The sequence below is a fragment of the Pseudofrankia sp. EUN1h genome (assembly GCF_001854645.1).
Classification (GTDB): Bacteria; Actinomycetota; Actinomycetes; order Frankiales; family Frankiaceae; genus Pseudofrankia; species Pseudofrankia saprophytica.
On the sequence record NZ_MBLN01000003.1, the window covers coordinates 25,517 to 45,337 of the forward strand.

The following is a 19,821-nucleotide window of genomic DNA, read 5'->3' on the forward strand; positions in this document are numbered from 1 at the left end:
TGTTCTGGCTTGTGCGCCGCGCGACTCTGCTCTGGTGGTTCCGCTGGCTCTGACCGCCAGTGCGGCGCTGGGTGGCGGCCGACGTGCCTAYGGCTGTGGCTGCGTCCATTGAGCGGCGCGCAGCGTGTTGACCATGAGCATGGCGATCGTCATGGGTCCGACGCCGCCGGGCACCGGGGTGACGCGGTCGGCGATACCCTCGAGCTCCGCGGTGCGCACGTCGCCGGTCAGCCCGGTCCTCGTGCGGTGGATACCGACGTCGATGACGATGGCGCCGGGTTTGACGTGCTCGGCGCCGATCAGGCCGCGCACGCCGGTCGCCACGACCAGGATGTCCGCGAGTCGGGTCACCGCTGGCAGGTCCGAGGTCGGCCGGTGCGCGATGGTCACCGTGGCGTCGCGCTGCAGCAGCATCTCGGCCATGGGGTGGCCGACCAGCGCGGATCGGCCGACGACGACCGCGTGTCTTCCGGCGATCTTGATGCCATCGGCGTCCAGGAGCTCGATCACGCCGCTGGGCGTGCAGGGGCGCAGCCCGAACAGGCCGCGTGCGAGCAGGCCAGCGCTTTCGGTGGTGAGGCCGTCGACGTCTTTGGCCGCCGGGATCCGGTCGATGAGTGGGGCTGGGTCGAGGTGGGGAGGCAGCGGCAGTTGCAGCAGGATGCCGGAGACGGACGGGTCGGCGACCAGTTCGTCGATGACCGCGGCGACCTGCGTCTGGGTGGCGTCGGCTGGCAGGGAGCGGTGCAGGTCGCGCATGCCGGCCTCGCGGACGGCGCGGCGCTTGCTCGCGATGTAGACGGCGCTGGCCGGGTCGTCGCCGACGAGGATCGTGGCCAGGCCCGGAGCGGTGTCTGGCCCGGGGTAGGCGGCCGCGACGTCGGCAGCGACCTGAGCGCGAACCCGCCGCGCAATCGCCGTGCCGTCGATCTTCATGGTCATGAATCGGCTCCCGAGGCTGTCAGGCGAAGACGATGGTGCGGTTGGCGTGGCGGATGACACGGTCCTCGCTGTGCCAGCGCACGGCGCGGGACAGTACGAGCCGTTCGACGTCGGCGCCGCGGCGCTGCAGGTCGGCGACGGTGTCGGCGTGGGTGACCCGGACGACGTCCTGCTCGATGATCGGGCCCTCGTCGAGGTCCTCGGTGACGTAGTGCGCGGTGGCGCCGACGAGCTTCACACCGCGTTCTTTTGCCTTGGCGTACGGGCCGGCGCCGATGAAGGCCGGGAGGAAGGAATGGTGGATGTTGATGATGGGCACTCCGACCCGCGTGATGAGGTCGCCGGAGAGGATCTGCATGTAGCGGGCCAGCACGACGAAGTCCACGTTGCCGCGGAGCAGGCGGAGGTGCTCGGCCTCGGCGGCGGACTTGTCCGGGCCGGCCGACGGTACGAAGAAGAACGGGATGCCGAAGGCGCGCACCTCGTCGGCGACGTCGGTGTGGTTGGAGATGACCATGGACACGGTGATCGGGAGTTCGCCGCCGCGGTGCCGCCAGAGCAGGTCGAGCAGGCAGTGGTCGGCCTTGGAAACGAATATGGCGACGCGCTGGGGAATCGACGTGTCTCGCAGCGTGTAATGCAGCTCGAAGCCTTTGGTGAACTGCGCCCGCAGGTCTTTCTCGATCTGGGGCAGTATCGCCTTGAGCCGGTCGGAACTGAAGACCGTACGCTGGAAGAACGACCCACCCTGCGGATCGTCAGAGTACTGGTCCAACGACACGATGTTCGCCCCGTGCTGGCTGAGCACCGAGCCGACGGCCGCCACGATGCCGGTCCGGTCGCGGCCGTGCACGATCAGCGATGCCTGATTCCTGGTTCTCGTTGTTGGTGACGCCTGCGGCGCGGGAGCTTCCTGGGCGACCGTCACGTCAGCCTTCTTTCCTGAGATGATCGATCCATTCCGACGTGGTCCGCAGCCCCCCGAAGGTGTAGAAGTGCAGCTTGACCTCGCCGTGTCGCCGCGGGTCGTAATCCGTGGCGAGGGTGTGCAGGAAGCGGTCGGGCCCGGCGGTGCCCATGAGGTTGGTCAGCGACAGACCGTATTTCTTCGCGATCGAGGCGCTGGTACCGACGCCGAACCGCGCCGCGTAGCGCAGCAGCCGGCGCACCCCTGCCGGGCCGGGCACACCGATACGGACCGGCGCGTCGACGCCGCGTTCGCGGAGCGCCTCGGTCCAGGTCAGGACCGAGTCGACGTCGAATCCGAACTGCGTGATGACATCACCGGCCAGACCGCGTTCGGCAAGGGACGCGTGCTTGTCCCGCAGGGCAGGCCAGAGGATTCGGTCAGGAATATCGGGGTGGCCTTCGGGATAGCCGGCGACGCTGGCACGGCGGACGCCGTACTGCTCCAGCAGGCCGGACTGGATGACCGACAGCGCGTCGGCGTAGGGTCCATGTGGGACGCTCGGATCACCGCCGACGACGAAGACGTGCTCGCCGGTGCCGTCGGCCTGTAGAGCGGCGAGAAACACCTCCAGCGACGCACGCGACTCCAGGCGGCGGGCTGAGATGTGCGGCACCGGGACAAAGCCGTACGCCTTGACGGCCCTGGCGGCCGCCAGCCGCATCTGTAGATCCTCGTTGCCGAGGAAGGTCACGTTGATGCAGGTGCCCGTCGGGATGGACTCCCGCGCCAGGTCGAGTTCCTCAATGTCCTTGCCGGTCATTTCGAGGGATACGTCGTGCAACAGCGTGGCGAGACGCCCGGCCTGCTCGACGGGTAAGGAAGTCATCGTTCTCCTCGGTTCCAGGGTCCGTTCTGTGCCGGGGGCGAGGCAACAGGCCCCCTTCGCCGCCGCGACGCGGCCGTCACGCTGGGAGGGCTCGCCAGCTGGCCGCGCCGCGGCGGTGAGACGGAGGTCCGCTGCCGGCCGACCGGCAACGGACGACGTCGTGACACTTGCTGACCCGGTCGGCCCGTTTTGTTACTGCTGGATGTGTCGTTACTGGTCGTTGTGGCGGTACTGGGTGCGCGCGTGCTCGTTGTACGGCGCGGGCTGCACGGTGGCCCGGATGCGGGGGAATCCCAGATCAGCGTCGGCCGGTGTCCCCGAGCCGGGATGGTCGCCCCAGACGACCTCCACCCGGGTGCCGGGCGCGGCGTGCGCTTGGTCGACCAGCGACAGCGCGATGATCGATCGGTACGGGTGTGACGACGCGATGTGGTAGGTCGTGCCGACCAGCGCCGAGCTGGCCTCGACACGGTGGCGGGCGTAGCTGAGCACGAAGCCCGGCTCGTCGCCGAGCACGGAGCGAACGTCGTCGTTGTCGAAGACCAGCGTGACCTTCGCCCAGCGAACCGCGTCCTTCGCCTTCTCCAGCGCGTCGCGGCCGATGAAGTCGCGGTCCAGGCGGATCAGCCGGCCGTACCCGAGCTCGTACGGCGTGACGTAGTAATCCTCGATGTCGTCGGAGTAGAAGCTGCCGTGCAGCGGCCGCTGTCCCTCGATCCCGAACAGCGRCAGCCAACGGCGGTAGCCCAGCAGGTCCGGGTCGGTATAGATCGCGGGCGTCGGGGATGGGATCCAGCCGCTCTCCACGGACGCCGTGGTGTAAGCCAGCGCGCCGACATGCACGAGGCCGAACGGCTCGCCGGCCCGCATCAGCGTCTCCTTGACATACGCGCCATCCGCCCAGTCACCGATGAACTCGTAGCCAGGCTGCCCGGCCATGCCGTGCCGCAGGGCACGGAAGTTCCGTCCGCCGAGCGTGACCGCCGTGGCGTGGAAGAACCTGGTCGCGGGCAGCGGCCCGCCGAACGCGCGCTCGACCAGCTGCCGCGCGAGCGGTCCCTGGATCTGGTAACGGAACAGCTTCGGGTCGCCGCCACCGCGGAAGGCCGACGACGGGTCGGTGGTGAAGGTGACGTCGTAGCCACCCTGCTCACCGTGGTAGCGCACCCAGTGCTGGGACGCCGGAATGCCGCTGAGCGTGTACTGCTGCTCGGCCCGGCGCAGCAGGATCCCGTCGGTGACGATGAACCCCTCGTTCGTCACCGGGATGATCTGCTTGGCCTGACCGACCGCGAACGTCTCGTAGTTGTTCGCGCTCACCGCGGCGAGCAGCCTGGTCGCGTCCGGCCCATCGATGACCATGTCGTACATGTGATGCGACAGGTCCGAGATGGCCACCCCGTCATGCCAGGCCGCCTGCTCCTGCCGCCAGCCCACGTACTCGCGCTCGACAACCTCGGGCGTCCAGGGCGCCGCGCCTGGCTTCCACAGCAGGCGTAACGGCGAGCCGGCCTTGTCGATGCCGTCCTGAAGACTTGGAACTGTCATGCCTCTTCCTTATGTCGTCCACTGCATAGGTCCGCGTCTCAAACGAGCTGCGCATCGAGCTTGTTGTGGGTCCGCGCCGCGGCTCTCCGTAGGGCAAGTGGCACACCCTTTGCTTGGACAACCCGAGCACGGCCCTGTCCACGCCCGCTGGAAGCACCATCCATATCGACGCGGAAGCCCACGGCCCTCGCGCCGCCCGAAGCATGCTCGGTTTGCACACGGCGGGCCGCACGCCGCCGCCAGCCCAGGTGGTTGTCCATGAATCGGTGTGAGGTGGCGGACGACACGCAGGTCCCGACGCGGTGGTCAAGCTATACTTCCAGGGTGGATAGTGGGCGCCGGCGAGCGCGGATCCTGCGCGAGGCGGCCGCGCTCTTCATCGCGAACGGGTTTTCCGGAGTCACCATGGATGACGTGCAGACCGCCGTGGGTGGCTCGAAGGCGACGCTGTACAAGTACTTCAGCGACAAGAGCGACCTGTTTCGGTCCGCCGTGGAAATGCTTATCGACGAGCGCAGTCAACCCTTGACCTCCTTTCATCCAAGCGGCGGCGACCCCGTCGAAACACTCAAGGAGTTTGGGCGGCATTTTGCCGCGATCGTGCTCGATTCCGGAGCCATTGCGCTCCATCGTCTCGTGACATCGGAAGCGGAACGGGTCGACGGGCTGGGGCAGATGTTCTTCCAACACGGTCCCGCGGTGGGTAACGCCATCCTCGGCCGTTATCTTGGCACGCTGCGCGACGCGGGCATCATCGAAGTCGCGGACCCGGTGCTGGCGGCATCCCAGCTCTACCAGGCGATGCTGGGCTCGCTGCAGATGCGGCTGCTGATGAATACCGCCGACCGGCCCACCTCGCAGGAGATCGAGTCGAGCATCACCCACGCGGTGAACACGTTCGTCGACGGCACCCGGCTCCGGACACCGCAACCACGGGCCGCGGACGCGACAACGCGGTGATGGGCAGTGCCACGTCCGGCTCATCGCACTCACGACACCCACGCGCGTCGCGGATACCTCAGCTCAGCGCTTGTCGGCGGGAAACGGACGATCCACGACGGTGGCGCGAATCGTGGTCTGCGCGTGCCGCTCCACCGTGGGATTGGCGGAGCCGCCGTTCGGCTCACCCCAGACCAGCTCGACCTGGTCGCCGTAGGTCGCGCCATCCTCGTCGATCATGCAGATCGAAATCCAGCCGCGCACGTTCGACGTGTAGCTGCACAGCGTCGACACCCCGACGAGACGTCCGTCCTTCTCCACCCGGTCGAACTGCGACGCGGAGTAGAACGCGGCTGGCATGTCGATGTACTTGAACCGCTTGTCGGCCGGTTCGTACATGCTGGCGAAGATCCGGGCCACATCGTCGCGCTCCCAGGCGAGCCACGCCTTCCGGCGGTGCGGCTCGCCCTTCCGCCGCTGCAGCGCGTCGCGGCCGATGAAGTCGTGGTCGAACTTCAGGATGTGACCGTAGCCGAGATCCCAAGGTGTGGTGTAGTAGTCCTGCACCTTGTCCGAGGCGAAACTGCCGCCGAGCGAGAGGTTCGCCTCAAAGGTTCTGGCGTTCAGCCACTCCCGGTATGCCTTGAGGTCGTCCCCGGTGTAGACCGCCGGCACGGTGCTGGCGATCCAGCCGGACTCCGTGGCGACCGAGGCGTACGCGCGGGCACCGACCTGGCGGATGCCGAACTGCTCGCCGGCCTCGAGGAGCGTGTCCCGGACACCGTCGATCTCCGCGTACGGTCCGAAGAACTCCAGGCCGGGGAACCCCGACATCCGATGGTTGAGGGCGGTGACCTGGTGGCCGCCGATGGCGAACGTGCCCATCGTGAAGAAGGGGATATCGGGCATGGCGCCGCCGTTGACCTTCTCGAAGATCCGCGCCGCGTTCGGTCCTTGCAGCTGCAGGCGGAACAGCTCCCGGCCATGCGGGTTCTGCGCGGTGCGCTCGTCACGGCGCAAGGTGACGTCGTAGCCGCCGGTCTCGGCGTGGAACTGCACCCAGTTGAGCGCCGGTGGTCGCCCGACGAGCCGGACCAGGTTGTCGGCCAGGCAGAACAGGATACAGTCGCCGATCATGTAGCCGTCGTGGTTGCAGGCGATGAACTGCTTGGCCTTCATCGGGCCGAAGCCCTTGAAGGAGTTGGCGCCTAAATCGGACAGCAGGCGATAGCAGTCGGGGCCGGTGACCCTCAGGTCGGTCATGTGGTGYGACAGGTCCATCAGGGCGGCGGTGGTACGCCAGCTCTCCTGCTCATCGCGCCAGTTGGTGAACTCGGCCCGGATCGGGAACGGGTACGCTCCCGATCGGCCGCTGCGCATCAGCGTCAGCGGATCGCCAGCCTTACGAATTACGTCTTCAAGACTCGCCATGGGACATCCTTCCGGTCGTTGCCGCGTGCTCGGCCTTGCCCGGCCACGAACAAGGACACGAGGTCGGTGGCCGATGGTGCAGCCATCCGTCCACCAAGCGGTTGCCTCGCCTGAGGACTCGGCCCAGGACCTGCCGTCCTGGGATCACTGCGACGAGGAGGCGGTCAGGTGAGTAAGCCACGGGATAGGTGGAGGAGTTCTACAACTCAACGGCAGAATCGGTACTGTACCGTACAGTACTGCTTGTGGCTTGCGGCCGCAAGGTCGCCGTCACCTTCATGTCGTCGTTCTCCATGACGGTGAAAGGGGTCATCGAGGGAGCTGTGTTGGTTCCCGTGGCACCGACGTCGGGCAGGGCGATCTCGTGGGCTACGAAAGCCCCGTCAGCTCGACCGCGAGTACCGCTGCCTGTTCGGCGTCTCCCGTATCCGCGTCCGCGACGTGCTGAGGTGAGCGTCGGCGACCTGCCCGCGCCGCCGCTCCCTGTTGACGTGGATGGCCGGCCGGAACTCCGCGTCCGCTGGCGTGGCCGGGCGGTGTTCGGCGCGCCGCGGCGCGCCGAACACCCCTGGAACTCGTGCCGTCGTCGTCATGGAGCCGGCAGGTTCCCGGCCTCCCGACACCGATCGGCTGTCCTGACCGGCAAGGGAAGCACCCGCCCCGCCCGGAGTGGGTGGCCCGCGGTCAGGTGCTCAGCTCAGTCCCCAGAGAGTCTTGAACTTCGCTGGGAAGTCGGCCGGTCCGTACCACTCGCCCGAGGCCTCCGCCGCGGTGGTCACGGAGATGTCCTTGATGTTGTCCCGCGTGAAGATGCGGATGGGAATGTCATAGCTCGGAAGCTCCTTGCCCAGCATCATCCTGAGCGCGGCGTCCGCGTCCGCCCAGCCCTGGTAGGCCGCGGCCTGACCGACGTCCATGTGCAGGAACGTCCCGGCCGCCAGCATCTGCAGGCCGTTGATCTGAGCGGCCGTGGACACTCCCTTGACGGCGGCCGCCCGACCGGACTGCTGGACACCGGCGAACGTCGGCTGCAGGTACACCTCGAACTCGGAGACCACGTAGTTCACGCCGGGAGTCGAGAGGATCGCCGAGCTGGTTGACGGCGCGATCAGCTGGAAGTTCGCCGACGAGATCCTGTTGAGCGTGACCTTGCAGCCGGGGCAGCGAGCGCTGAACTCTTTTTGTGCGGCGGCCACGTAGGCCTGGGTCGAGGCTGTGTCCGTGGCGACGTTGATGACCACCGTCGCCTTCCCGCCGGAGTCGGCGATGATCCAGTCGGCGATGGCCAGCAGCCCCTTCGTGCCGGAACCCTCCAGGTATCCGAGCTTGGGGCCGGCCGGGTGCGCCGGGTCGGGGATCTGGTCGGTGATGAGGACCGGAATGTCCTTCGCCTGCGCGGCCGCGAAGCTGTTGGCGGCCAGCGCGTAGGGGATCGAGTCGGTGATGATCGCGCCCGCGCGCGCGCCGGTCGCCTGGTTGACGCACGCCGAGATATCGGACGGGTTCGCCTTGCCGTCGCAGGTCTGCACCTCGATCCCGACCGAGCCGAGCGCTTCGGTCAGCGCCTTTCCGGTCACGTTGAGCTGCGGCGCCTGCCGGGTGATGGGAATGAAGTAGACAACCTTTCCGCGCAGTTGCGCGACATCGCCCAGCGGTGTCGTCGGGACCGGGTAGGCCGGCCGCGGCTGGGACAGCTCGCTGACAATGGCCGCGGCGTCGCCAGAGGTTGGCGCCGAGCTGGATGCCGACGGCTGGTCGCCCGACGTCGAGCCGGAGGAGCCACAGGCCGCGGCCGGCAGAAGCGCGGCCAGCGCCGATAATAAGACGACTCTCATGCGTGCCTGGCGCCGCGCGGTCAGGCCGAAAATTCGTCGAGTAGTTCTCACGGGTTTTTCCTCTCACGTCTGGAGCCGCGATCCTCGTCACGCCCCGGGTGGGTCTGCCGGATCAGGTCGGCGGTATGTGCCGTGTTCCTGTGGTGCCATGCTCACTTCGGAGCGCCCGGTAGCGGAATCGGCGCGGAAATGAACGCGTGATGCCGAGCCCGGGACGCCCTCCGGGGCTCGGGCCTGCGCCCCGAGCTCCGGACGAGTCGATCTTGTTTTCGGAGGTCGCGGCCGCCCAGCCGCGGGCGCCGACGGGGGTCCGGGCCAGGTGAGCGCTGTCAGGACGGTCCTGGATGGCACCTCGATGGCCGTCGACATTCGTCGTGGCGGCTAGCATGGGATTCGTGTCGAGGATGAAAGCGGCGGACTATCGGAAGGCTCTCCTGCGGGCGGCCGGCGAGCTGTTCACGGCCCGCGGGTACGCCGGCGTGACGATGGAGGACGTGCTCGCCGAGGTCGGCGGGTCGAAGTCGACGATGTACAAACATTTCGGCGACAAGACCGAGCTATTTCGCGCCGCGGTCGAGAGCCTTCTTGACGAGGGGACAGCTCCGCTGCGCTCGTTCACGCCCGGCGGCACGGACCTGACGTCCACACTGATCGCGTTGGGCGAGCACTTCGCGACCGTCGTCCTCAACCCGGGGTCGATCGCGCTGCATCGGCTCGTCACCGCCGAGGCGGAACGCGTCCCGGGTCTGGGGGCGGCCTTTTTCGAACACGGACCAGCGTTCGGCCAGGCCGTTCTCGGCAGATATCTGCGGCAGGCTTGCGACGCCGGCCTCATAGCGTTGCCGGATCCGGTCAAAGCAGCCGCGCAGCTCTATCAGGCGATGCTCGGCGACGCCCAGATGCGCCTGCTGACCGGGGCGCCGAACCAGCCGACCGGAGCCGAGATCCGGGAGAGCATCGTGGACGCCGTCGACTTTTTCCTTCATGGTGTGTCCCGACGGCCGGCCGGTGGCACGGACGCGCGCCGTGCATAGCGGGAGCTGGGTGTGCCGGGTCCGGCGGTCACGCCGCGAGTTCCGGCATACTGGCCAGCCGGTCCTCCTGCTCGGCCATCAGGGCGAGGTGGCGGCGCAGTGTCAGGCCGGACCGGTCGGCGGCGACGCCGGTCTTCTGGACGCCGTCGCCGTCACAGAGCTGTTCGATCCAGCGCATTCCTTCTACGTCCTGGCGGAACCCGTAGCGCTGGGGGCGCCGGACCTCGTCCGAGATCGCGCCGTCACTGGTCACGCTATGACGCGAGACGGCCCAGGAGTAATCGTCCTCGACTTCACCCTTCGCGGGCGTGAACGAGCGGTGGGGACACCGGTTCGACAGCACGACGGGCGTTCCGTCGGCTCGGCGTATCAGGAGCATGCTGCGCTCCACTAACTGGCGCTCGACCGGAGTCGTCGTCAGTTCGTCCGTGCGGGCGATGAAGTACCAGTGATTACGCGGGAGAGGGATGATACTGCCGGCGAAGCGTTGCATGGCAGTTCTTTCTTTGTCGGGACGGCCGGACCGCTCGTTATTCCAAACCAGGTACCGTACCGTACAGTACGGATGGTGCCCTCGCAAGGACCTCACCGAACCAGGCAGGGAGCCGGCATCGCCGGCGCCATGCCCCAAAAGAACCAGGTGCCGGGCTGGCCGGCGCCGCGCGAGCCTATGGGCGGACAGGGCCTGCCCCGTCCGGGCACGCGGCGCCCACGCAACATCACCAAGAAAGACGATCAAAACCGAAGAAAGAGCACCTTCTGGGCCACTTAACCTCCACGGTTACGGGGAATGGGCACTCTGTGGCTCTCACGGCGGTCGACGGCTACGAGGCGTGGTCGCCAGCCGTAGCCGCGGCAGTTGGCGGCCCCAGTCCCGGCGGGACCGCGGACCGTCTCTGGACCGTCAGCCATAACAGCCACCGGCAGGTCACGGTAGATACGGTAGATGTCGAAAGACACAGACAGCCTGGTAGCAGCCATGATCCGTGATTCGTTCAGGCCGCCGGCCCCTACAGCTCGTTGCCCCAGAGGTAACGGGCGACCATCTCGACACGCTGCAGCTTGTCGTGCTGGGCGGTCTCGTCGAGTTCGGCGGCGGCCGCGTGGAAACCGCCGTTCGTCGAGATCGCGATGTTGTCGACGTCGATGATCTCGGCCGCGGCGTCGATCCGGCCGACCAGTTCGTCGACGTCCTCCAGCGCCGGGTCGCTCACGTCCACGACACCGAGGGACATCACGAGGCCGACCGGCAGCTCGCCGAGCGGGAACCGCGCGGCGGCGTCACGAGGGAACTCGACGCACAGCCGGCCGAACGGCGACCGGCCAAGGAAGTCGGCCACCGCCGCGGCGTCACAGGGGCCGCCGGCCGCGCCCGCGGTCGTGATGTCCAGGCCGACGCGGAACTCCTGCGGCGCCTCCAGGCCAGCGAGCACCTGCCCGTCGGCGGCGAGCATCCGCTCGATCACCGCGTCCGGGTCCAAGCCCAACTCGACGGCCCGGGCGCGGCCCCGCGCGGTGAGCAGGAAGCCGTACGCCGGGTTGGTGAGCAGCACGTAGCGGACGCCGTCCGCCGCGACCGCGGTGATCTCATCGCGCAGGATCCGCGCGAGCCGCTCCCCCGCCTCCGACGACGCGTCCGCGGTCGCGGTCGCCCCGCCCGCCTCCGCGGCCAGCTCCGCGACGTAGCCGGGTGAGGGAAGGGCCACCAGGACGGGCCGTTGCATCGCCGAGAGCATGAAGTCGGTCTCGTGCTTGACCAGCCGGCCGCGCTCGGCCGGCGCCTCGACGAGCGTCCTGATCTCCGGGGCGTGCCGTTCGCCGACCAGCTGGGCCAGCGGGCCGCCGGCCGCGCCGGCGGGGCCGAAGCCGGCCACACCGTCATAGACGACGGACAGGTGGTTGCGTCGGCGGTACTCGCCGTCGGACAGCGCCGCCAGCCCCAGGCGACGCTGCGTGCGCAGCGCCCGGCTGACCGCCGCGTCCTCGGCGGCCCGCAGATCGACGTCGCCACCCACGGCACGCGCCTCGACGATCTCCGGCGGCGTCAGCAGGCTCGCGTGGTGGTCGATGTGATACTTGAAGTCGTCAGCCACGGCCAGCCTCCTTCTTCGCGCCGGCCCACGCGGCGAAGTCGAGCTCGAAGCCAGCCGACTTGACAATCTGCTCGCAGATCCGCTGGTCCTCGTCGGGGCTACCGCCGGAGATCCCGACACCCCCGAGAATCTCGCCGGCACGCTTGAGGGTGATGCCACCCTTGGTGGCGATGATCGGCTGGTGGCCCATCCGGCCGACCTGGGCGAAGAACACCGGGTCAGAGTCACGCCAGCCCTCCAGCATCYCGGTCGGCCGCTGCATGACGGCCGCCGAGTAGGCCTTCGCGAGGGCGATGCTCGGCGTCATCGGCCGGGCGCCATCCATCCGCTCGACGAGCACGACGAAACCGCCGTAGTCGACGACAGCGACGCTGATCGCCTTACCGAGGTCGAGCGCGAGCGCCCGGGCCTCGTCAACGAGGGCGCGCGCCTCGGCGAGGGTCGGAGAAGAGGTCATGCGGACACTCCAGAGCTCGACAGCGCGCCCGACAGCTCGGCGCCGTACACGGAGGTGAGGAATCGGTCGAGGGCGGCGTTGAACAACTCCGGGGCCTCCCAGTACATCGAGTGCGGCGCGGCGGGAACGATGTCGATCGTCGCGCCCGGAAGCAGCGCGGCCGCGGCCCGGACCGTGTCCGGGCGCAGCACCGCGTCGTTCTCGCCAGCGAGCAGACAGATCGGGATGCCCGAGGCGACGACCTCCGCGGCGGTCGGGCCGTCGGTGTTGAGATTGCGCAGGTCGGCCATCTTCGCCGTGTTGAAGGTGCCCATCTGCTGGAAGAGGAACGTGCGCGCCGGGTCAGCGGCCCGGAAACGCGGGCTGAGCAGCCGGTCGAGCACCGGCAGCTTCTCGGCCTCGGCCCGATCGGCAAGTACCCGGGCGGCCAGGTCCGGATGGTCGATGCCGCCGAGCGAATGGGCGAGCACGACGCCGGCGGCGCGCGCCGGGTCGCGCAGCGCCGCCTTCAACGCCGCGGCGGCGCCGATCGACTGGCCGACCAGCACGGCCCGGGAGATGTCGGCCGCGTCGAGGACGGCGGCGATGTCGTCGGGAAAGATCCGGCTGTCGTACTCGGCCATCGCCGAGTCGGACCGGCCGAAGCCGCGCAGGTCCAGCGTCACCACGGTGAACCGGTCGCGCAGGTGCGGGACCTGCTGCCACCAGGCGGCATGGTGGCCACCGGAACCGTGCACGAACAGGACCGCCGGCCCGGCACCGTGTGTCTCGTAGTAGATCCGGGCGCCGTCCACCGAGGTCGCGTAGGGCACGTCAGCCTCCCTGGCCATTCGCGGCGGACGATCCCGCCGCGCCACCCGCACCCGCGGCACCCGGGCTGCCCGAGCCGCCTGGACCACCCGCGCCGGGCCTGCCCGCGCCCGGGCCGCCGGGCGCTCCGGGGCCGCCAGCGCCCGGGCCACCTGGCCGGTTGCCGTGGTAGACGACCTCGATCATGGTGTGGTCGGGGTCGTGGATGTAGCAGAACTTGGAGTTGTTCTCCGGCCGCTCGATCGGGCGGGTGTGGCGCACGCCCAGCTCGCGCAGGTGCGCGAGGAAGCCGTCCCAGTCCTCCACTTCCATGGCGAAGTGGTAGGGCGACATGCGGTCCATCTCCTCGACCGGGGTGAAGTGCAGGTCGAAGTTGCCTCGGGTCATCAGGACGACCTTGGTGTTGCTCTTCGGGGTGACGGCTTTGAGGCCGAAGACCTTGGAGTACCACTCCCTGGTCCGCTCGGGGTCGGTGGTCGGGAAGTTGACGTGGTGGATATAGGCGGGACGGCTGCTCATGACCACTCTCCTGGATTTCCGTTCGCCAGGTTCTCCTGCACTGCTTCTCCTGCGCCGCACATCTCCGGTGCTACATTTCCTGGACAACCGGGTTGGAAAGGGTGCCGATCCCGGTGATGGTCACGTCGAGAGTTTTACCCACCGGCATCTCCACGACGGCGTCGGTGCCCATCCAGAGCACGTCGCCGGGTGACAGCGTGATATATCGGGAGATCTCCACGATGTAGTCGTACGGGTCGAAGACCATGCCGCCGGTGGCGAACTCGGCGGCCGTCGCCGCACCGACGGCGACGAGCGTGCGCGAACCCATCGGGTCGACATCGGTCTCGATCCACGGGCCCATCGGCTTGAAGGTGTCGCTGTTCTTTGCCCGCCACAGGGTCCGGTCGGCGTGCTGCCAGTCGCGGGCGCTGACGTCGTTGCCGATCGTCCAGCCGAAGACCGCGTCCCGCGCCTGCGCCCGGGTGCACCGGCGCACCGGCCGGCCGATGACCGCGACCAGTTCGCCCTCGGCCTCGAACCGGCCGGCGCAGTCCGCGGGCTTGACGACGGTGGCGCCGTGGCCGACGAGGGCGCTGTTGGCCCGGTAGCCGACCTCCGGCCGCTCCGGGACGGCGGCGCCCGCCATCCCGTGCTCGCGCGCGTGCCGGATGTGGGCGGTGTAGTTCAGACCGACGGCGAAGAACGTGTTCGGAACGACCGGCGGCAGCAACTCCACCTCGGCGAGCGGGCGGCGCTCGCGCTCGGCGCGCGGCCGGTACTCGCCGAACGGGCCGCCGTCGACGGGCCGGATCGTCTCGTCGTCCTCGACGATCCCGAACCGCGCCGCGCCACCGCCGCCGACGCGCCCGGTCAACTCGTCTCGACCGCCGATGGCGCGGCCGGGGACACCTGGGGCGGCGAGGTCTCGGAACCGGCACCAGCGCATCAGATCTGCATCCGGTGCGAGACCCGCTTGGTGACCAGGTAGCCCTCCAGACCCTCCGAGCCGCCCTCGCGGCCGTGACCGCTCTCCTTGAGGCCGCCCGAGGGCGCCTGCGGCACCGAGCCGCCGACATGGTTGATCGACAGGATGCCCGCCTCGAACGCGCCGGTCAGCTTCGCCGCGACGTCCGCGCGGTGCGTGAAGCCATAAGCGGCCAGGCCGTACGGCAGCGCGTTGGCCCGCCCGATCGCCTCGTCCAGGTCGGCGAACGTCATGATCGGCGCTACCGGGCCGAACGGCTCGTCGCGCAGCATCACCGCGTCCTCCGGCACGTCCACGAGCACCGTCGGCGGGTAGAAGAACCCGGCCCCGTCCGGCACCTCGCCGCCGGTGAGCACCCGCGCTCCGCGCGCTCGCGCGTCCTCGACCAGCGCGTGTACGGCCGCGCGTCGCCGCGGGTTGGCGAGCGGGCCCATCTGGACGCCGGGTTCCAGCCCGTTCCCCACCCTGACGGCCTCGGCGGCCTCGACGAACGCGTCCACGAACGCGTCGTGGTGGCTCTCGTGGACGTAGAACCGGCTCGGCGACGTGCAGACCTGGCCCGCGTTGACGAACTTCCCGCGCACGCAGGATCTCGCCGCCTCGACCGGGTCGACGTCCGCGCAGACGATCACCGGGGCGTGCCCGCCCAGCTCCATGATCGTCGGCTTCATCACGGCCGCGGCGAGGCCCGCCAGGTGCTTGCCGACCGGGATCGACCCGGTGAACGCCACGAACCGGATCACCGGCGAGGCGATCAGCCGCTCGGAGACCTCGCTCGGCACCCCGAACACCAGGTTGAGCACACCGGCCGGCAGGCCGGCCTCTTCGAAGGCCCTTACCAGGAGGTTCGCGGTCCCCGGCGTCTCCTCGGAGGCCTTGATGACGATGGAGCAGCCGGCCGCGAGCGCCGCCGCGATCTTGCGCATCGGGCCGCCGGCGGGGAAGTTCCACGGGGTGAACGCCGCCACCGGGCCGACGGGCGCGCGGGTGACAGTGAGCGTCTCCCCTGGCCCGGTCGGGATGATCCGGCCGTAGGCGCGCCGGCCCTCCTCGGCGTCCCAGTCCAGCAGCGTGGCGACGCGCGTCACCTCGCCGGTGGCCTCGCCGTACGGCTTGCCCTCCTCCTGGGTCATCACCCGGCCGATCTCGCCGGCCCGAGCGCGCAGCAGGTCGGCCGCCCGACGCAGGATCGCGGTGCGCCGCTCGACCGGCAGGTGCCGCCACAGCGCGAAACCCCGCTCGGCGGCGGCGGTCGCCGCGTCCAGGTCGGTTGCCTCGGCCAGCGGTACCTGGCCGAGCACCTCGCCGGTCGCCGGGTTCAGCACCGGCTCGCGCCGGCTCCCACTCCCCTGCGTCCACCGGCCGTCGATGTACATCGCCGACTCGGGATAGCTGGCACTGGCAGTCGCGTTGGCCGGTGAGCCGGCATCCGCCGGCGCTGGCGGGATCGTCTGTGTGCTCATTCGTCACCGTCCCGGTTGGTCAGCAGGGTCCAGAGGTGGTGTGGCGGGGTGGTCTCGTGGACGCGGGCCGGGTAGGAGGCGTCGACGCGGTCCATGTCGGCGGCGTACTCGACGCGGCCGCCGCACGGGGCGTGAACGAACCGGAAGACGTTCGAACCGACGGTGTGCCGGCCGAGGCGGCGGGCCTCCCGCCAGCCCTTGGCGATCATCTGGTTGCCGCCGAGGATCACCTCGTCGAAGCCGGCGACCTCGTAGGCGGTGTGGTTCACGCCGGCCCGGTCCGGGCGGTGGCACAACAGCAGGGTGTGCTGGTCCTGGTCGCCATCGGCCCGCAGGAACGTGCCCATGGGCAGGACGTCGTCGGTGATCCGGAAACCGAGCCGGTCGACGTAGAAGGCGACCGCCTCGGCGCGGCCCTTCTTCGGGATGTTCCAGGCGACGTGGCAGATCCGCAACGGCTGGACCGCGCCGTCGGGCGGCGGCAGCGGCGCGTTCCAGCGGCGCAGCGCGCCGGGCCGGTTGACCGCCGCCGCCGGCACGTCCACCGGGACGACGGCGGCGACGGCGAGGCCGAGGCCGAAGCCGGCCTCATCGTGGGTGTGCGCGACGCCCCGCGCGTCGACGGCCACGGTCCGGTCCTTGCGGAGGTTCTCGACCAGCCGGTCGAGCGCCGCCTGGTCGTCGACACCCCAGACGAGCTCGCGCAGCGTCGACCCCGGTTCCACGGCCGGTGGAAGGGCCATGTCGTCGCGGCGGCGCAGCTCCACGACCTGGTTCGTCCGTGTCGTGAGTACCACGCATTCGTCGGAGCCGTCGGAGCCGTCGGCGGCCTCCGCGGTAAGACCAAAATCCTCGAAGAACCGGCGACAGGTCGCCACGTCGTCCACTCCGTAGACGGCCCGCTCGATACGAAGGATCGTCACCGGTCAGGCACTCCAATCTCGACACGCGTCGTGCGTCGACACGCATTCGGACGAGGCGACACTATGGCCGCCGTGAACGACGGATCAACGCCTGGCCCTGGGTTTTGGCGAACTCTAAAGATGCGGAAACGGTCAGGTCGCGGTCATCGGGTTGCGGGTGAACCAGGTGGTGATGTAGTCGAGGAAGACCCGGACGCGGCGCAGCGTGTGCGCCCCCGGCGAGTGCACCRCGTACAGCGAGCGGGCCGGCCCGCGGTGGTCCGGCAGCGCACGCTCCAGCAGACCCGCGTCCAGATCCGCCGCGACCGTCCGGATCGGCATGAGCGCGAGCCCCCGACCGCGCACCGCGGCCTTGCGCAGCGTCAGGTAGCTGTTCGACGAGTACACCGCCGTCAGCACCTTCGAATGCACCTCCCGGCCGTTCCCGTGCAGGTGCCAGATGGGGTCGTTCAGGTGCACGAGACAGTCGTGGTCGGCGAGCTGCGCCGGCTCCGTCAGCGGCGGCCGCCCGGCCAGGTACTCCGGCGACGCGCACAGCACGTAGTCGATGTCGGCGAGCTTGCGGATGAGCATCGTCGAGTCGCGCAGGTCGCGGGTGTGGAACGCGACGTCGTATCCCTGGTCCAGGAAGTCGAACGCCCGATCCGACATCCCGCCGACCTCGAACCGCACGTGGATCTTCGGATGGTCGACCGCGAAGTCGGCGATCGCCTCCCCGAGGTCCAGGTTCCCGATCCACTTCGGACAGATCACCGCCAGCGGGCCTTCCGCGCGTTCCCGCATGCCGCGCAGCGCGGCGTCCTCCGCGTCGAGGTCGTGCAGCATCCGGTCCGCGAAGTCGTAGTACCTGCGCCCGGCCGCCGTCAGCGTCACCGCCCGGGCGGTCCGGTTCACCAGCCGGATGTCGAGCTGGCGTTCCAGCTCTGCGACGTGTCGGGACACCAGCGAGCCGGACAAGCCGAGCCTGCGCGCGGCCCGGCTGAAGCTGCCCTCCTCGCCGACCTGGACGAAGCTGCGCATGACGGTGATCCGGTCCACGGTCCCCGTCCTTCCTGGTCTGAGCCTGACGCGTGGAGCGGACCGGCTGGCGCGGCCGCACCGTCGCCACCGCCGGGTACCGGAAGATCAGCACCGGCCGGTCCGCTGGAGGAGCGCCATCGGTCCTGGTCAGCACGGCGGCGCCGTGCGCTGGAAACTACTCCGGCGCGCTCCCGTCCGTCGCCCCTCCCACGGACTCGGCGACGCCGAAACGGGTCGGCGAGCGCAGGGCACGACGGTCGCCGGTGCTGAAGGTCGCGGCGACGATCGCGTCCGGCTCGAGATCGCCGGTCAGCTCCTCGGCGACCCGGCCGTCCCGGAAGACGAGTACCCGGTCGCACAGCAGCGCCAGCTCGTGCTCGTCGCTGCCGGCCACCAGTACAGCGGCGCCGCGCGCGGCCGCCTCCCGGATCGTGCTGATGATGGCGTGCCGGGCACCGACGTCGACGGCCTGGGTCGGCTCGTGCAGCACCAGCAGCCGCGGCCGCACCGCCAGCCACTTCGCCAGCAGCACCTTCTGCTGGTTGCCACCGGAGAGCTTCCCGGCCGCCAGCTCCGGCGCCGGCGGGCGCACGTCGACGGCGTTGATCCAGTGCTTCACGAGCGCCCGCTCGGCGTCCCGATCCACCGGCATCAGCCCGCCGCGCGGCCGGCGCGGCTCCTCGTGGCGGTACCAGTCCCGCTCCCCGCCCGGGTCGCGTCGCCCGCGCCGCCGCGAGCCCGCGGGGCTCCCACCGCCGCGGCCGCCAGTCCGTCCGATGACCGCCTCCGGCCGGTCGTCACCCACCGCCACCGTCACCCGAGGCAGCACGACGTTCTCGCCGACGGTCAGCTCGAGCGCGAGCCCGGCGTGCTCGCGCGCCTCCGGCACGAGCGCCACCCCCGCGGCGATCGCCGACCGGCTGTCGAGGGACGTCAGGTCCAGCGACGCCCCGGCGATGGTGAGCCGGCCCGCGCCGGCCCGGCGCGCTCCCGTCACCAGGTAGGGCAGCTCGTCGTACCCGCTCGCCGTCAGCCCGGTCACGCCCACGACCTCGCCCGGTTCCAGCCGCAGCGACACGTCCCGCGCAACCGCGCCGGACACCCCCACCAGTTCGATCACCGCCGCCGCCGGCTCGGCGGCCACCGCCGGCTCGGCCGACGACGCCGCCGCCGGTTCCGCGGCATCCCTCGCCGGCGCGGGCGCGGTGGCCGGGTTGGGCGAGGTCCGGGACGGGCCCGGAAGGGACGTGAGAGCGCGGCCGAGAACGAGGCGAGCCAGGTCGGTCGCGCGCAGGTCCCGTGTGGGCAGGCCGGATTCGGCGGCCACGCCGTCGCGCAGCACGGTGACCCGGTCCGCGGCCTCGAGGACCTCCTCCAACCGGTGGGTGATCATCAGGACGGCCGTGCCGGTCGCGACCACCTCGTCGAGGATGCCGTAGAAGTGCTCGAGCGCCTCCCGGCCGAGCGAACGGGTCGACTCGTCGAAGATGATCATTCCGCGGCCGCGGTGCGCGTCCTGCAGCGCCCGGGCGATCGCGACCGTCGCCTTGGCCTCCTCGGGCAGCGAGGCGACCGGGACGTGCAGCGGCAGCGGCCGGCCGAGGCGTTCGAGGACCGCGAGCGCCGCCGCCCGCTCCTCGCGCCAGCGGATCCGCCGGGAGAACCGGCCGGCACGGAACCGCCCGACCCGCAGGTTCTCCACGACGCTCGCCTCCCCGACGAGGCCGAGGCTCTGGTGGACGACGGCGACCCCGGCGGCACGCGCCTGGCGCGGCCGGACCGGCAGGCGCAGCTCGACGCCGTCGACCAGCACCCGCCCGCCCGGGTCGGGCGCGTGATAGCCGGTCAGAACCTTGGCCAGTGTCGACTTGCCCGAGCCGTTCTGGCCGACGAGGGCGTGGATCTCGCCTGGTCGCAGGTCGAGGCCGACTTCGCGCAGCGCCCGGTACCGGCCAAAGGTCTTCGAGACGTTCTCGACGCTCAGCCGGGGCGGGTCGCCCGCCTCGGCCGAGTCGGGACGGGTGGTCTGCGGGGAGGGCTGCAT

18 protein-coding genes are annotated in these 19,821 nt (G+C 70.0%); 2 read left to right on the top strand and 16 right to left on the bottom strand.

The annotated features are described in order from the left end of the window. Positions 1-87: 87 nt before the first annotated feature. The 4 genes from BCD49_RS03305 to BCD49_RS03320 form a co-directional block, all read right to left on the bottom strand. On the bottom strand, positions 88-942 hold the full coding sequence (locus tag BCD49_RS03305) for a bifunctional 5,10-methylenetetrahydrofolate dehydrogenase/5,10-methenyltetrahydrofolate cyclohydrolase (protein ID WP_007516046.1): 855 nt from the start codon (positions 940-942) through the stop codon (positions 88-90). 19 nt (positions 943-961) lie between these two features. Next, on the bottom strand, positions 962-1,870 hold the full coding sequence (gene purU, locus BCD49_RS03310; RefSeq protein WP_007516047.1) for a formyltetrahydrofolate deformylase: 909 nt from the start codon (positions 1,868-1,870) through the stop codon (positions 962-964). Between the two features lies 1 nt (position 1,871). Further along, positions 1,872-2,738: a methylenetetrahydrofolate reductase gene (locus BCD49_RS03315; protein WP_007516048.1), complete on the bottom strand. Its 867-nt coding sequence runs from the start codon at positions 2,736-2,738 to the stop codon at positions 1,872-1,874. Between the two features lie 210 nt (positions 2,739-2,948). Next, positions 2,949-4,286 carry an aminomethyltransferase family protein gene (locus BCD49_RS03320; protein ID WP_071041108.1) on the bottom strand — a complete coding sequence of 446 codons (1,338 nt, stop codon included), beginning with the start codon at positions 4,284-4,286 and terminating at the stop codon, positions 2,949-2,951. Positions 4,287-4,559: 273 nt separating this feature from the next. Between BCD49_RS03320 and BCD49_RS03325 the strand changes: the two genes are divergently transcribed. Continuing rightward, positions 4,560-5,246 carry a TetR/AcrR family transcriptional regulator gene (locus BCD49_RS03325; protein ID WP_241832244.1) on the top strand — a complete coding sequence of 229 codons (687 nt, stop codon included), beginning with the start codon at positions 4,560-4,562 and terminating at the stop codon, positions 5,244-5,246. Between the two features lie 63 nt (positions 5,247-5,309). Here the strand turns inward: BCD49_RS03325 and BCD49_RS03330 are convergent, their stop codons facing one another. Together BCD49_RS03330 and BCD49_RS03340 are read right to left on the bottom strand one after the other, a co-directional pair. Then, positions 5,310-6,656 (bottom strand): aminomethyltransferase family protein, encoded by a 1,347-nt coding sequence (locus BCD49_RS03330; protein WP_007516051.1) that lies wholly within the window; start codon positions 6,654-6,656, stop codon positions 5,310-5,312. Positions 6,657-7,348: 692 nt separating this feature from the next. Next, on the bottom strand, positions 7,349-8,542 hold the full coding sequence (locus tag BCD49_RS03340) for a sugar ABC transporter substrate-binding protein (protein WP_232794144.1): 1,194 nt from the start codon (positions 8,540-8,542) through the stop codon (positions 7,349-7,351). Between the two features lie 353 nt (positions 8,543-8,895). Between BCD49_RS03340 and BCD49_RS03345 the strand changes: the two genes are divergently transcribed. Beyond that, positions 8,896-9,525: a TetR/AcrR family transcriptional regulator gene (locus tag BCD49_RS03345; RefSeq protein ID WP_106410519.1), complete on the top strand. Its 630-nt coding sequence runs from the start codon at positions 8,896-8,898 to the stop codon at positions 9,523-9,525. Between the two features lie 28 nt (positions 9,526-9,553). Here BCD49_RS03345 and BCD49_RS03350 read toward each other — a convergent pair whose 3' ends face one another. The 10 genes from BCD49_RS03350 to BCD49_RS03395 all read right to left on the bottom strand — a co-directional run bounded on the left by BCD49_RS03350 (position 9,554) and on the right by BCD49_RS03395 (position 19,821). Next, positions 9,554-10,018 carry a Rieske 2Fe-2S domain-containing protein gene (locus BCD49_RS03350; RefSeq protein WP_007516056.1) on the bottom strand — a complete coding sequence of 155 codons (465 nt, stop codon included), beginning with the start codon at positions 10,016-10,018 and terminating at the stop codon, positions 9,554-9,556. Positions 10,019-10,535: 517 nt separating this feature from the next. Further along, a complete protein-coding gene (locus BCD49_RS03355) occupies positions 10,536-11,618 on the bottom strand; it encodes a hypothetical protein (RefSeq protein ID WP_007516057.1) in 1,083 nt (360 codons plus the stop codon). Continuing rightward, on the bottom strand, positions 11,611-12,075 hold the full coding sequence (locus BCD49_RS03360; RefSeq protein ID WP_071041109.1) for a GlcG/HbpS family heme-binding protein: 465 nt from the start codon (positions 12,073-12,075) through the stop codon (positions 11,611-11,613). Before BCD49_RS03360 ends, BCD49_RS03355 begins: the two co-directional genes overlap by 8 nt. Next, complete coding sequence (locus BCD49_RS03365) at positions 12,072-12,887, bottom strand: alpha/beta fold hydrolase (protein ID WP_007516059.1); 816 nt, start codon at positions 12,885-12,887, stop codon at positions 12,072-12,074. Before BCD49_RS03365 ends, BCD49_RS03360 begins: the two co-directional genes overlap by 4 nt. Position 12,888: 1 nt before the next feature. Continuing rightward, entirely contained in the window at positions 12,889-13,404 is a 516-nt protein-coding gene (locus BCD49_RS03370) for a VOC family protein (protein ID WP_007516060.1), read from the bottom strand. A 70-nt stretch (positions 13,405-13,474) separates the two neighbouring features. Continuing rightward, the gene (locus tag BCD49_RS03375) at positions 13,475-14,332 is read right to left on the bottom strand and encodes a fumarylacetoacetate hydrolase family protein (protein WP_007516061.1); all 858 of its coding nucleotides are present in this window, start codon (positions 14,330-14,332) and stop codon (positions 13,475-13,477) included. Further along, positions 14,332-15,834 carry an NAD-dependent succinate-semialdehyde dehydrogenase gene (locus BCD49_RS03380; protein ID WP_007516062.1) on the bottom strand — a complete coding sequence of 501 codons (1,503 nt, stop codon included), beginning with the start codon at positions 15,832-15,834 and terminating at the stop codon, positions 14,332-14,334. Before BCD49_RS03380 ends, BCD49_RS03375 begins: the two co-directional genes overlap by 1 nt. Continuing rightward, positions 15,831-16,757: a VOC family protein gene (locus BCD49_RS03385; protein WP_007516063.1), complete on the bottom strand. Its 927-nt coding sequence runs from the start codon at positions 16,755-16,757 to the stop codon at positions 15,831-15,833. Before BCD49_RS03385 ends, BCD49_RS03380 begins: the two co-directional genes overlap by 4 nt. A gap of 132 nt (positions 16,758-16,889) precedes the next feature. After that, positions 16,890-17,795, bottom strand: a complete 906-nt coding sequence (locus BCD49_RS03390; protein ID WP_071041110.1) for a LysR family transcriptional regulator — start codon at positions 17,793-17,795, stop codon at positions 16,890-16,892. A 157-nt stretch (positions 17,796-17,952) separates the two neighbouring features. Then, positions 17,953-19,821, bottom strand: coding sequence for a sugar ABC transporter ATP-binding protein (locus tag BCD49_RS03395; RefSeq protein WP_007516065.1), 1,869 nt, complete (start codon positions 19,819-19,821; stop codon positions 17,953-17,955).

What these genes read in the sequence shown, in the direction of transcription:
- BCD49_RS03315 (WP_007516048.1), bottom strand. Translation starts at nt 2,738, where the DNA reads ATGACTTCCTTACCCGTCGAGCAGGCCGGGCGTCTCGCCACGCTGTTG.
- BCD49_RS03345 (WP_106410519.1), top strand. Translation starts at nt 8,896, where the DNA reads ATGAAAGCGGCGGACTATCGGAAGGCTCTCCTGCGGGCGGCCGGCGAG.
- BCD49_RS03350 (WP_007516056.1), bottom strand. Translation starts at nt 10,018, where the DNA reads ATGCAACGCTTCGCCGGCAGTATCATCCCTCTCCCGCGTAATCACTGG.
- BCD49_RS03370 (WP_007516060.1), bottom strand. Translation starts at nt 13,404, where the DNA reads ATGAGCAGCCGTCCCGCCTATATCCACCACGTCAACTTCCCGACCACC.
- BCD49_RS03375 (WP_007516061.1), bottom strand. Translation starts at nt 14,332, where the DNA reads ATGCGCTGGTGCCGGTTCCGAGACCTCGCCGCCCCAGGTGTCCCCGGC.
- BCD49_RS03380 (WP_007516062.1), bottom strand. Translation starts at nt 15,834, where the DNA reads ATGAGCACACAGACGATCCCGCCAGCGCCGGCGGATGCCGGCTCACCG.
- BCD49_RS03395 (WP_007516065.1), bottom strand. Translation starts at nt 19,821, where the DNA reads ATGCAGCCCTCCCCGCAGACCACCCGTCCCGACTCGGCCGAGGCGGGC.